Source organism: Pseudomonas sp. 3A(2025) (assembly GCF_054589175.1).
The window spans coordinates 102,321-115,102 of the sequence record NZ_BAAILM010000016.1 but is presented as its reverse complement, the minus strand read 5'-3'; the positions used below and the strand labels follow the sequence as shown (position 1 = coordinate 115,102).

11 protein-coding genes are annotated in these 12,782 nt (G+C 62.2%); 8 read left to right on the top strand and 3 right to left on the bottom strand.

Features of this window, described 5'->3' with window-relative positions; all coding sequences use genetic code 11:
* Positions 1 to 16: 16 nt before the first annotated feature.
* Positions 17 to 448, top strand: a complete 432-nt coding sequence (locus tag ACYP2A_RS05745) for a type II secretion system protein N (RefSeq protein ID WP_459743558.1) — start codon at positions 17 to 19, stop codon at positions 446 to 448.
* 6 nt (positions 449 to 454) lie between these two features.
* Here the strand turns inward: ACYP2A_RS05745 and gspI are convergent, their stop codons facing one another.
* Positions 455 to 841 carry a type II secretion system minor pseudopilin GspI gene (gene gspI / locus ACYP2A_RS05740; RefSeq protein ID WP_459743557.1) on the bottom strand — a complete coding sequence of 129 codons (387 nt, stop codon included), beginning with the start codon at positions 839 to 841 and terminating at the stop codon, positions 455 to 457.
* A gap of 139 nt (positions 842 to 980) precedes the next feature.
* Between gspI and gspG the strand changes: the two genes are divergently transcribed.
* The 7 genes from gspG to gspF are packed head-to-tail and all read left to right on the top strand — an operon-like array spanning position 981 to position 9,019.
* Positions 981 to 1,430 (top strand): type II secretion system major pseudopilin GspG, encoded by a 450-nt coding sequence (gene gspG / locus ACYP2A_RS05735; protein ID WP_459743555.1) that lies wholly within the window; start codon positions 981 to 983, stop codon positions 1,428 to 1,430.
* Between the two features lie 8 nt (positions 1,431 to 1,438).
* On the top strand, positions 1,439 to 2,350 hold the full coding sequence (gspK, locus tag ACYP2A_RS05730; RefSeq protein ID WP_459743553.1) for a type II secretion system minor pseudopilin GspK: 912 nt from the start codon (positions 1,439 to 1,441) through the stop codon (positions 2,348 to 2,350).
* A complete protein-coding gene (gspL, locus tag ACYP2A_RS05725; protein WP_459743552.1) occupies positions 2,347 to 3,522 on the top strand; it encodes a type II secretion system protein GspL in 1,176 nt (391 codons plus the stop codon). The genes gspK and gspL overlap by 4 nt, the downstream gene beginning before the upstream one ends.
* Positions 3,515 to 4,072: a type II secretion system protein GspM gene (gene gspM / locus ACYP2A_RS05720; RefSeq protein ID WP_459743550.1), complete on the top strand. Its 558-nt coding sequence runs from the start codon at positions 3,515 to 3,517 to the stop codon at positions 4,070 to 4,072. Before gspL ends, gspM begins: the two co-directional genes overlap by 8 nt.
* A complete protein-coding gene (gene gspD / locus ACYP2A_RS05715) occupies positions 4,072 to 6,393 on the top strand; it encodes a type II secretion system secretin GspD (RefSeq protein WP_459743548.1) in 2,322 nt (773 codons plus the stop codon). The genes gspM and gspD overlap by 1 nt, the downstream gene beginning before the upstream one ends.
* Positions 6,390 to 7,808 carry a type II secretion system ATPase GspE gene (gspE, locus tag ACYP2A_RS05710; RefSeq protein ID WP_459743546.1) on the top strand — a complete coding sequence of 473 codons (1,419 nt, stop codon included), beginning with the start codon at positions 6,390 to 6,392 and terminating at the stop codon, positions 7,806 to 7,808. Before gspD ends, gspE begins: the two co-directional genes overlap by 4 nt.
* Positions 7,808 to 9,019 (top strand): type II secretion system inner membrane protein GspF, encoded by a 1,212-nt coding sequence (gspF, locus tag ACYP2A_RS05705; RefSeq protein WP_459743544.1) that lies wholly within the window; start codon positions 7,808 to 7,810, stop codon positions 9,017 to 9,019. The genes gspE and gspF overlap by 1 nt, the downstream gene beginning before the upstream one ends.
* Before the next feature lie 57 nt (positions 9,020 to 9,076).
* On the opposite strand, the gene ACYP2A_RS05700 is transcribed toward gspF, so the two are convergent.
* Both ACYP2A_RS05700 and mqo read right to left on the bottom strand, forming a co-directional pair.
* Entirely contained in the window at positions 9,077 to 10,216 is a 1,140-nt protein-coding gene (locus tag ACYP2A_RS05700) for a pectate lyase family protein (protein ID WP_459743543.1), read from the bottom strand.
* Positions 10,217 to 10,730: 514 nt separating this feature from the next.
* Positions 10,731 to 12,377, bottom strand: coding sequence for a malate dehydrogenase (quinone) (mqo, locus tag ACYP2A_RS05695; protein ID WP_459743541.1), 1,647 nt, complete (start codon positions 12,375 to 12,377; stop codon positions 10,731 to 10,733).
* Positions 12,378 to 12,782: the final 405 nt, after the last annotated feature.

Here is a 12,782-nt window from a genome sequence, read left to right as displayed (position 1 = left end):
ACAAGGAGGTTTACCTGTGGCATTTGCCTTTCGTTTATCAGCAGCCCAGACGGTACAGTGGACTGCACTGTTGGCTGCATTTGCCGGGGTGCTGGTCTGGTCTTCGGTGTTTCTGACCCCGGCGCAGTCCCGCACGCCCTCTACGGAAAATACAGCGGCGCTTGCCCGCTCCGACAACCCGGCCTTGCAGTGGTTTTCCAGCCAGCCGGCGGCGGTGGATATCAAGGTCTCGGGGGTCATGGCTGCCGGGCGCGGCTCGGTGGCGATCCTTTCGCTCAATGACGGCCCGCCGCGCAGCTTTCTGGTCGGCGAGCGCTTGAGCCAGGGTGTGCGTCTGGTGGCCATCGAAGCCGATACCGTGGTCATCGAGCGTGGCACGCAGCGGTCCCGGCTCAACATCGGCACGTTACCCCAGGCGCCTGAGCTGCCTCGGCTGACCCGCCCTTGAAGCGGCTCATTGCGGCATGCCCAGCGGCTGATTGAGCAGCGTTTCAAGCCGTGCCAGCGGTGGCGCCTCGCGGTCGTTGTCCAGCACCCGAACGCTGACGTGCAGCAATTGCCCGTCGGCGCTGGCAGCGATGCTCTGCTCGCAACGCAGATGCAAGCGGCCCTGATTGCACGCGAACGTTCTGAACCCTTCTGGCAGTGTATTTTCCAGGCGCAGCTCGGCAATTCGGCTCTGGGCCGCCAGCAGGGCAATCGAACGGTCACGCAGCAGCGCGTTGCTCTGGGTCATCAAACCGGCCACGCGCACCGCCGCCGCCATCGCGACAGCGATGATCGCCAGAGCGACCAGCACCTCGATCAGCGTAAAGCCCCGCTCCTTGCGCAACCGCTCCATGGATAACTCTTAGTTGCAAAAACCGAGGGGCAGAATAGCAGCGAAAGAGCCACTTTTAAGGCCCTGTATTTTGAATTAGCCAACAACAGTAGTTTTGTTACACTGCGTGCCGAATTGTAAGAAATCAGGGAAGATTGAAATGGATTTCGCGCGCGTCCCCTCTTTGTCTGGCGTCCGTCGCCGCCAGCGTGGCTTTACTCTGATCGAGATCATGGTGGTGGTTGTCATCCTTGGCATCCTGGCCGCCGTCGTGGTACCCAAAGTGCTTGATCGCCCCGATCAGGCCAGAGCCACAGCCGCAAAACAGGATGTTGCCGGCCTGATGCAGGCACTGAAACTCTACCGCCTCGATAACGGTACTTACCCGAGCATGAATCAAGGCCTCAAGGTTCTGGTCGAACGGCCCTCGGGGGCCAAAAACAGTAACTGGCGTTCTTATCTGGAACGCCTGCCAAATGACCCTTGGGGTCGTCCTTATCAATACCTCAACCCGGGTGCCAACGGTGAAGTCGATATCTTCTCCCTCGGTGCGGACGGGCAGCCCGACGGTGAGGGCGTGAATGCCGATATCGGTTCCTGGCAGCTCTAGGCGCCGCCATGAAGCGTCATTGGCCGTCCATGACCGATCAGCGCGGCATGGCGATTATCAGTGCCTTGCTGATCGTCACCGTGGTGGCGGTGATCGCCACCGGCATGCTCGCCCGGCAGGGCGTGTTCACCCGCGCCCTTGAGGCCGAACAATCCAGGGTACACGGCAGCCAGGTGCTTCTGGGTGGCCTGGAAACGGGCCGCCGGCTGCTGTGGATATCCAGCCAGCGCGACGCCTTGACCCGGCTCGATCAGCCGTGGAATCAGCCCATCCATCCTCCCCGGCTCAACGACGGTTTTGAAGGGCGCCTGGAAGACCAGCAAGGCAAATTCAACCTGCGCAACGTGTTGAGCAACGAGCGGATCGATCGCGGGCAGTTGCGCAGTTTCGAGCGCCTGTGCGAAATGATCGGCATCGACGCGGGCCTTGCCGCACGCATCAGTGCGCGGATGATCGCTTCTTACGCGTACTTTCCGGATGACGCACGTCAACCTTTGCCGGCAAGCCAGCCCATGCTCAACCATCTAGGCGATCTGCGGGGTATTGCAGGCATCGATGAAGTGCTGCTCGCCCGCCTGGGCCGCTACGTCAGCATTATTCCGGCCAATACCTGGGTCAACGGCAACACCGCCAGTGCCGAGGTACTGGCGGCCGTAGTGCCGGGGCTTTCGCTTGCACAGGCAACGGCGCTGGTACAAGAGCGCGACCGTGGCCAGTGGTTTATCAACCGGGGAGACTTCGTCAACCGCCTGCAATTGCCTCATGTGACGGTCGACGGGCTCAACGTCGGCATTTCCAGTGAGTGGTTCCTGTTTCATGGCCAGGCGCGTCAGGATCGACGCCGTGGCTCTCTGCAGGCTTTGTTGCATCGCGTGCAAAACGACATGCCCAGGGTGATCTGGTCGAGGCAGGGCGTATGAGTCGCTTGCGCATTGCCTTGCCGCCTTTACGTGACCTGACGCCAGACAGCGCGCTTGAGTTTGCACGGCTCGATGGCCGCTTGCGCGTGCTGGAGTCCGGCAACAGCACCCTCGCGCAACTGGGGCTGGACGCCAGGCACACGCAACTGGAGTGCTTCCTGCACCCTGCCGACAGCGTGCTGACCCGCCTGACGCTGCCGCCGCTGACACCGGCGCGGGTCAGCGCAGCGGTGGACTGCGCGGTGCAGGCACTGACGCTGGGCGCCAGCCAGCAGATGCACATCGGCCATAGCCGCAGGGGCGCGGACGGCCAGGTGCAGGTCAGTTGGTTGCCGAAAGCCGAGCTGCAGCGCCTCGGACTGGCGCTGGCCCAGAGCCGACTGAAACCGGGCGGCCTTTTCCCTGCGCCCTATCGGTTGGCGTTGCCGCCTGACGGTCACCTCAGCGCCTGCCTGGACGACCAGCATCTGCTGTTGCGTGCAAGCCTTGATCAGGGCGCCGTAGAACCGATGGTCGACGATCACCTGAAACAGCTACAGGTCAGTGGCCCCGCGCTGCACTGGACCGGTGAAAGCGCCCCGCAAGGTGAACTTGAGCCGCAGGCGGCGCAACGCTGGACCGGACAAACGCCGGCGTGGGGGCTGCACGGCACCGTCAGCCGCACCGAAGGGCATCGGCAGGGTTGGGGCAAGGCGCTGGCTTGTTGTGCGCTGGCGGTCGGCGTATGGGTGACGGGGCTGAATCTTTATGCCGCCCGCGAGGCGGCGCAAGGTCAGCAGATCAAGGCGCAGATGAGCCAGCGGGTGAAGCAGGCATTTCCGCATTTACCGGTCATCCTCAATCCCTTGCAGCAAACCCGCCAGCAACTGGCCGCCCGGCAAAACGGCACGCCAGACACCCCCGCTCAAGGCTTCAGCCACTTGGTGCAACAGGCCGGGCTTAGCCTGCCGTCCATGGTGGGCAGCGTCCGGCAACTGACGTTCATCGATGGGCAATTACACCTGGAGCTGTCGCCAGACATCCCGCAGGTCGCCATGGATGACACCTTGCTGGCGGCACTGGGGCAGGCCGGCCTGAGTGCGACGCGTAACGGCAGTGTCTGGACCCTGAGCCCGGCGGCCATCCCGACGGCAGACGACAGTGAAAGCCGCATGGAGAACGACCATGAGTAACCCGTCGCTGGCGCTGTATCGAAGCCGCTGGCTTGCATTGCGCGCCCGTATTCAGCAGACCTGGAGCGACCTTTCTCTCAGGGAGCAACGCACCGTGGCCGGTGGTGCGTTGCTACTGCTGGGGCTGCTGCTGTGGGGCGTGCTGGTTCAGCCGGCGCTGAAAAAGATCGATTACTGGCAAATTGAAACGCCAAAACTGCAAGCCCAGAGCGAGGCGCTGGACGTCTTGCTGCGCGATGTCAGCGTGGCGCCGGCCGGTCCGGACCTTGAGCCGGCACTCAGGCAGACGCTGGACGCCAACGGCCTGGCCGGGCATTACCAGTTGAGCGCCCTGCAAGACGGCACCTGGCAACTGACCTTCAAGGCCGCGCCGGCCGACGACGCGCTCGACTGGCTGCTGCGTGGCCAGCCGCAATTTTCGCTGCAAGTGATCGAAGCACGCTTGCAGCGCGGCAACCATGACATGACCGACAACACCACCGATAACACCGTAGACACGCTGTCTGGCAGCGTTCGCATGGATCAGGCGCAGGTCGCTAAGGAAGCTTAATGAAGGGGTCAGGATCCATTGCAGGACGCAGGGTACTGCCGATGCTGTTACTGGTTTTGAGTGGGTGCAGTAATCACACCGCGCCCAATTCGCCCCCCTTGCTGGTCGACAGCGAGCTGGGTCGCCCCTTGACCACCACCCAGCGCAGCGGCGATGCCGTGCTTGATCGTGAACGGGCGCAAGCGCAGGCCAAACCTGCGCCAAGGCAGCTGCACAACATCAGTGAGCGCGGGCGCAGCAGCGCAGCGGCGCGCAGTACCGGCTTGCCGCGTAACCCGCTGGGCGATCAACCGGTCACCCTGAACTTTGTCGAGGCCGATACTCAGGCCGTGGTGCGCGCAATGTCGCGTGCCACCGGCCAGCAGTTTCTGGTCGATCCGCGCGTCAAGGGCACCCTGACGCTGGTGTCCGAAGGCCAGGTACCGGCCAGCCAGGCTTACACCATGCTGCTGGCGGCGCTGCGCATGCAGGGTTTCAGCGTGGTGGATGTCGGCGGCGTGGCGCAGGTGGTGCCCGAAGCCGACGCCAAGCTGCTCGGCGGTCCGATCTACAGTGCCGACAAACCGGCAGGCGACGGCATGATTACCCGCACGTTTCGCCTGCGTTACGAGAACGCGGTGAACCTGATCCCGGTGCTGCGCCCGATCGTCTCGCCGAACAACCCGATCAACGCCTACCCGGGCAATAACACGGTGGTGGTGACCGATTACGCCGAGAACCTGACCCGCGTGGCGCAGTTGATCGACGACATCGACACCCCGAACGCCATTGACACCGATGTGGTGCAGATCCAGAACGGTATTGCCGTCGACATCGCACCGCTGGTTGCAGAATTGCTCGATGTACCGGGCGCCGATGTGACGCAGAAAATCGCCGTGATCGGCGATGCACGCTCCAACACCATCATCCTGCGCTCCGGCAGCCCGGAGCGTACCCATCTGGCGCGCAACCTGATCTACAAGCTCGATAACGCCCAGAGCAACCCCAGTAACCTGCATGTGGTCTACCTGCGCAACGCCCAGGCCGGCAAACTGGCGCAGGCCCTGCGCGGCTTGCTCACCGGCGAGAGCGACAGCGGCGCCGGTGACAATTCGCGGGCGTTGCTGGGCGCGATGGGCAGCAACAGCCAGAACGGACAAAGCCAAAGCTCTTCCGCCAGCAGCACGCAATCGTCGACCGGCAGTTCAAGCAGCAACGGCACCAGCGGGCAGGCCACTGGGGCCTCATACGGCCAGGGCAGTGCTCAGCCAACCGACCAGAACGTGGCCTTCAGCGCGGGCGGCGTGACCATTCAGGCCGATGCCACCACCAACACGCTGCTGATTGCCGCGCCGGAGCCGCTGTACCGCAACCTGCGCGAGGTCATCGACCTGCTCGATCAGCGCCGCGCGCAAGTGGTGATCGAAAGCCTGATCGTCGAAGTCGGCGAGGACGACGCCAACGAGTTTGGTGTGCAGTGGCAGACCGGCAATCTCAGCGGCAACGGGGTGATCGGCGGCGCCAACCTGGGCGGCTCGGGGCTCAACCTCAATGGCCAGACCAGTGTCGACGTGCTGCCGCAGGGGCTGAACCTGGGCTACGTCAACGGCACGGTCGATATCCCCGGCATCGGCAGGATTCTCGACCTGAAGGTGCTGGCCAGGGCCTTGAAGAGCAAGGGCGGCAGCAACGTGCTGTCGACGCCCAACCTGCTGACTCTGGACAACGAAGCCGCGAGCATTTTCGTCGGCCAGACCATCCCGTTCGTCAACGGCAGCTACGTCACCGGGGGCGGTGGCACCAGCAACAACCCGTTCCAGACCGTGACCCGTGAAGAGGTCGGCTTGAAGCTTAACGTGCGGCCGCAGATTTCCGAGGGCGGTACGGTCAAGCTCGACATTTATCAGGAGGTCAGCAGCATCGACGAGCGCGCCTCTGCCGCGTCCACCTCGGCGGGCATCGTCACCAACAAGCGCGCAATCGACACCAGCATCCTGCTCGATGATGGCCAGATCATGGTGCTGGGCGGCTTGCTTCAGGACGGCTACAGCCAGAGCAACGAGGCGGTGCCCTTGCTGGGTAGCCTGCCGGGCATCGGTGCGCTGTTTCGCAATGAGCGCCGTGCAACCAGCAAGACCAACCTGATGGTGTTCCTGCGCCCCTACATCATTCGCGACAGCGCCGCCGGGCGCAGCATCACCCTCAACCGCTACGACTTCATGCGCCGGGCCCAGGGCGGCTTGCAACCGGAGCGCAGCTGGGCGATGCCGGACATGCAGGCGCCGCAATTGCCCAACGCCGCCCAAGGGGTGCCAGCGGTACTGCCGGGCGCAGCGCGATGAGCGCCTTGCCCTACGCGTGGGCCAAGGCGCAGCGCATTTTGCTGCGCGATGACGCGCAAGGCCCGGTGCTGACCGTGTGCCCCTCGACGCCTGGCTGGTCGATCAGCGAGGTGCGTCGCCAGTTCGGGCCGGCGCGGCTGGAGCGGGTGCGCGATGACGAACTCGATGGCCTGCTGGCCAGCGCCTATGCCGACACCGGTAGTGCGGCGGCGGTGGTCGGGGCGGCGGAGAACGAAGTGGATCTGGACCGGCTGATGCAGGACATGCCGGAAGTCACCGACCTGCTCGATACTCAGGACGGTGCGCCGGTGATCCGCATGATCAACGCCTTGCTCACCCAGGCGGCGCGCGATCAGGCCAGCGATGTACATATCGAACCGTTCGAAACCCATTCGGTGGTGCGCTACCGCGTCGACGGCACCCTGCGTGAGGTGGTGTCGCCGCGCAAGGCATTGCACGGTGCGCTGGTGTCGCGGATCAAGATCATGGCGCAACTCGATATCGCCGAAAAACGCCTGCCCCAGGACGGACGCATTGCCTTGCGCGTCGCCGGGCGGCCCATCGACATTCGGGTATCGACCGTGCCCACCGGGCATGGCGAACGGGTGGTGATGCGCCTGCTCGACAAACAGGCCGGGCGCCTGCACCTCGAAACACTGGGCATGGACGCGCAGGTGCTGGCCAGGCTCGATCAACTGATCCGCCAGCCGCACGGTATCGTGCTGGTCACAGGACCCACCGGCAGCGGCAAGACCACCAGCCTGTACGCAGCGCTGGCGCGGCTGGACGCGAGCATCAGCAACATCATCACCGTGGAAGACCCGGTGGAATACGATTTGCCGGGCATCAGCCAGATTCAGGTCAACGCCAGGATCGACATGACCTTTGCCCTGGCATTGCGGGCGATTCTGCGCCAGGACCCTGACATCATCATGATCGGCGAAATCCGTGACCTGGAAACCGCACAGATCGCCGTGCAGGCCTCGCTCACCGGCCATCTGGTGCTGGCCACGCTGCACACCAACGATGCGGTGTCGGCGGTCAACCGCCTGATCGACATGGGCGTCGAGCCCTTTCTGCTGGCCTCTTCAATGCTTGGCGTGCTTGCCCAACGCCTGGTGCGGCGCCTGTGCATGCACTGCAAACAGCCCGACCCGGCGGCGCCGGGCACCTGGCGCCCGGTCGGTTGCGCGCAGTGCAATCACACCGGCTACAGCGGTCGTACCGGCATCCATGAGCTGTTCTGCATCGACGACGATATTCGTGCCCTGATCCACCAGGGGGCCGGCGAACAGGCCTTGCGCGCGGCGGCGCAAAAAGCCGGCATGTTCAGCCTGCGCGAGGACGGCGAGCGCTGGATCCGCAGCGGCGCCACGGCACCGGAAGAAATCCTTCGTGTGACACGGGACGCCTGATGAATCGCTACCGTTTCGAAGCCGCCGACGCCAGTGGCAAGGTCGAGTCCGGGCACCTGGAAGCCGACAGCCAAAGCGCGGCGTTCGGCATCTTGCGCAGCCGTGGCCTGACCGCGCTGTCGGTGCACAAGGAACATGCAGCGGCCCGCAACGGTGCCGGCGGCCTGTTCAGTGCGCGGCTGTCGGATAACGACCTGGCCTGGACGACCCGGCAACTGGCGAGCCTGCTCGCGGCCGGTTTTCCGCTTGAAGCCGCCTTGAGCGCCACGCTCGAACAGGCCGAACGCAAGCACATCGCCCAGACCCTTGGCGCGGTGCGCGCCGATGTGCGCAGCGGCATGCGCCTGGCCGATGCATTGGCGGCGCGGCCTGCGGATTTTCCGGAGATTTATCGGGCGTTGATTGCCGCCGGTGAAGAATCCGGCGATCTGGCGCAGGTCATGGAGCGTCTGGCCGACTACATCGAGGAGCGCAACAACCTGCGCAGCAAGATTCTCACCGCGTTCATCTATCCGGGCGTGGTCGGCCTGGTGTCGATCGGCATCGTGATTTTTCTGCTCAGCTACGTGGTGCCACAAGTGGTCAGCGCCTTTTCCCAGGCGCGTCAGGACCTGCCGGGGTTGACCCTGGCGATGCTGGCCGCCAGCGACTTCATCCGCAGTTGGGGCTGGCTATGCGCACTCTTGCTCAGCGGTGGGTTCTGGGGCTGGCGCCTGTACCTGCGCAACCCGGCCGCGCGCCTGAGCTGGCACCACCGGGTGCTGCGACTGCCGCTGATTGGCCGCTTTGTGCTGGGCCTGAACACTGCACGCTTTGCCTCGACCCTGGCCATCCTCGGCGGTGCCGGGGTGCCGTTGTTGCGCGCACTGGAAGCGGCGCGCCAGACGCTCGCCAACGAGCGCCTGAGCCTGAGCGTCAGCGTGGCGACCGCCAAGGTGCGTGAGGGCGTGGGGCTGGCGACGGCGCTGCGGGTGGAAAACGTGTTCCCGCCGGTGCTGATTCACCTGATCGCCAGCGGCGAGAAAACCGGTGCGTTACCACCGATGCTGGAACGCGCGGCGCAAACCCTGTCGCGCGATATCGAGCGACGCGCCATGGGCATGACCGCCTTGCTTGAGCCGTTGATGATCGTGGTGATGGGGGCGGTGGTGCTGGTGATCGTCATGGCGGTGCTGCTGCCGATCATCGAGATCAACCAGTTGGTGCAGTGACCGACAAAAAAGCCTTCGTTACCGAAGGCTTCTTCTTTGCGGGGTTACAGCGCTGAATCAGATCTTGCCGGCACCGGCCTTGGCGGTGACGTCAGCTTTCACTTTGTCGGCATTGAGCGGGTTGTAGCTGTACGGCGGGGTCCAGCCGATGCTCGAGCTCCAGGTGCAGGTCAGTGCAGTGCCATTGAGCGTCGAGCCCGAGTCACGGTAAACGCTTCCACCGTAATCGCCAGCAATCTTGGTGCAACCGCTGATGCCCGAGATTTCGAAGGCGTTCTTCTCGGAGAAGATCTTCGAACTCTTGCCAACGCCGTGGGCGTAGCTGAACGGGTAGACGCTGTGGCTGGTGCTGCCCACATGGTAGTTGTTGTACAGATGCACCTGGCCGAAGCGCACGCGCGGAGCGCGGGCCGAGATGTTTTCGAACAGGGAGTTGTGGATCGTGACCTTCAGCTTGCCATCATCGGTGGTGCGGCTGTCGCTGGAACCGATGAGGTTGTTCTTCTCGTGGGACTTGAATGCCGTGTACGAGATGGTCACGTAGTTGGCGCCGTTCTTGACGTCCAGCGCACCGTCGTGATGCTGCTTGGGACGGCCATTGGCGGTGCCGTTCAGGGCATCGGTCTTGCGGCCATCGGTGAAGGTGACATGGTCGACCCACACGTTGTTGGCGCCTTCGATGGTCAGGCCATCGTACTCGGAGTTCCAGTTGCCGGCGCTACCATCGTTGGCGTCCCAGATCGGCTCAGGGTCCCACGGGTTTTCGATGGTGATGTTGCGGATGATCACATCGTTTTCTTTGGCGTAAAAGAAACCTTCGCGAATTTCGGCATTGTTGGTGATGCCTACGATGGTGGTCTTGCCAGGGATGTCCAGGCGACCGCGAGACTTCATGTCGGCCGTTGTGGTGTAGGCCTTGCCTTCGCTGACATCGATGACGCCGTTGATCTTGATGATGCGCCCGTTGGTGCCGACAGAGGCCTTGAGCGCTGTTTTCAGTTCGGCAGCGTTTTTAACGGTGTAGATGTTGTTGGCAGCCGCTTGGGAGCCGCCCTTGGTGCCGCCGTTCTGGGTGGCCCAGCCGGTGGTCGCGACATCCGTAGCGATATCGGCGTGTGCACCAACGCTTGCAAACAGCAAAGTAGCGACAACGGCGCTCGCCAGTTTGTTGGCAGTAAACAGTGAAGGTTTAGTCATGAATAATCAGATCCTTGATTAACTTGAGTTTTTTTAACGCGCACATGACTGCGTGTTTCTCGAGCGGACGTCCTTATCGCCTGTGCAGCGAGTAACGTCCGCTGCAGGCAAAATACTAGCATGGGTTTCAGGTCGTTGTCGTACAACTAATCAGGCCAGAATGAATATTATTTTTGAACCGTGATAACGAGGGAATCCGTTCACGCTATAAAGGCCGGGAGATGGCCGAATTACGGGGCTTTGGAGCGGTATGGCACAATGCGCAAACAGCGTTTTTTGTCATGAGGTAGTGCGGGATTTATCAGCGCTCAGGAAAAATCTTTAACTATTAAAAGGTTAAATTTATTTAAGGTTTGTTCGTTATCGTCCGGCTTCTTTATGACTGTTTTTTGGCGGCTAAAAGAGCAGTGGTGTGATAACAAGTGATCAATCGTTGAGCAATGCCAGGCAAAAATTAAAAAACCCGCCAGGCCAGGCCTGACGGGTTTTAAAGTGCGACACGCGGTGCGGGGTCTTACAGCGCCATATCGGTCGCTGCATTGCTCTCACGTGGCTTGGCCGGAGTAGTCGGCGCTACGGCTGGCGCAACCGAGCCGTTGACGGCAGGCGGCGTTGGCAGTTGCAGGATCTCGGCGGTGTAGGCCCACTCTTTGGCCACAGCTTCAGGGCTGTCGTTCAGCTTGGTGCCGTAGCTCGGCACGATCTGGTGCAGCTTTTCCTGCCAGGCAGGCGTGGCTACTTTGTCTTTGAAGACTTTTTCCAGAACGCTCAGCATGATCGGAGCAGCGGTCGAAGCACCCGGGGAGGCGCCCAGCAGGCCGGCGATGCTGCCGTCCTTGGAAGCAACGATCTCGGTGCCCAGTTTCAGGACGCCGCCCTTGTCTTCGTCACGCTTGATGATCTGTACGCGCTGGCCGGCTTGCCACAGGCGCCAGTCTTCTTTCTTGGCGTTCGGGAAGTACTCGCGCAGGGCTTCCAGGCGGTCGTCGTCGTCCAGCATGACTTGACCGGCAAGGTATTCGATCAGCGGGTATTCGCGGATGCCGACCTTGGTCATTGGCCACACGTTATGTGTGTTGGTGCTGGTCAGCAGGTCGAAGTACGAGCCGTTCTTCAGGAACTTGGTCGAGAAGGTCGCGAACGGCCCAAACAGGATGACGCGCTTGCCGTCGAGCACGCGGGTGTCCAGGTGCGGAACCGACATCGGTGGCGCGCCAACCGAAGCCTTGCCGTAGGCCTTGGCCAGGTGGGAATCGGCAATCGCCGGGTTATCGGTGACCAGGAACGAACCACCTACCGGGAAGCCTGCGTATTCCTTGGCTTCAGGAATGCCCGAGGCTTGCAGCAGGTGCAGAGCACCACCGCCTGCGCCGATGAACACGAACTTGGCGTCGGTGGAGGTTTCGGTGCCGTCCTTGAGGTTCTTGTAGGTCACGCGCCAGCCGCCGTCGGCGTTGCGCTTGATCTCTTCGACTTCGCTGGACAGCTTGAGGTCGAACTGCTCTTTGGTCTTGAGGTGACCCACGAACTGGCGGGTGATCTCGCCGAAGTTCATGTCGGTGCCGATCGGGCTCCAGGTGGCAGCGATCTTCTGCTTCGGATCACGGCCTTCCATCATCAGCGGGACCCACTGCTTGATCTGCGCCGGGTCTTCGGAGTACTGCATGCCGCTGAACAGAGGGCTGGCCTTGAGCGCCTCGTAGCGTTTTTGCAGGAACTGGATGTTCTCATCGCCCCACACGAAGCTCATGTGCGGTGTGTAGTTGATGAAGGTACGAGGGTCTTTCAGCACGCCGGTCTTGACCTGCCAGGCCCAGAACTGACGAGAGATCTGGAACGACTCGTTGATCTCGATCGCCTTGGAGATGTCGATCTTGCCGTCTTTGCCTTCCGGGGTGTAGTTCAGCTCGGCGAGGGCCGAGTGACCGGTACCGGCGTTGTTCCAGCCGTTGGAGCTTTCTTCGGCCACAGCGTCCAGACGCTCGACCATTTCGATCGACCAGCTTGGCTCCAGCTCGTTGAGCCAGACACCCAGGGTTGAACTCATGATGCCGCCGCCGATGAGCAGCACATCCACTTTTTTGGCTTCGGCGGCATGGACAGGCATGAAACCCACCGACAGCGCCAAGCCCAGCAAGGCCTTGTTCACTTTATTAAGCATGTTGTAATTCCTAGGATTAACGCCATCCCTCCTGCCATTCTTGTACTGCGACGGGCCTGGAGACGGGCATTGACTACCGCGTTTTCCAGGTCTGCTCTTCAGTAAGGCTGGAGAGGCGACTCACCAGATCGAAAAAAATCGACCTCATTATTATGTCCCTCCCGTGCTGATCTCTTATTAGTTGTTGGCTTCAGCGACTTCGATGACACTTTTGTGCTCAGGCCCGTCTGGCTTCGTGGCGCCAGGGGCAAGCCTTTTTACTCACACCCATCAGTCGGATCACGAATCGGTTGATGTCACATTGCCGGGCCGGGCTGACCCGACAGCGATCTGTCTGCCCGATAAGGCAGATGGCATGTGACCTGAACGATTCAGCCGGGCATTTTAGACGAAAAAGCCGGGTAA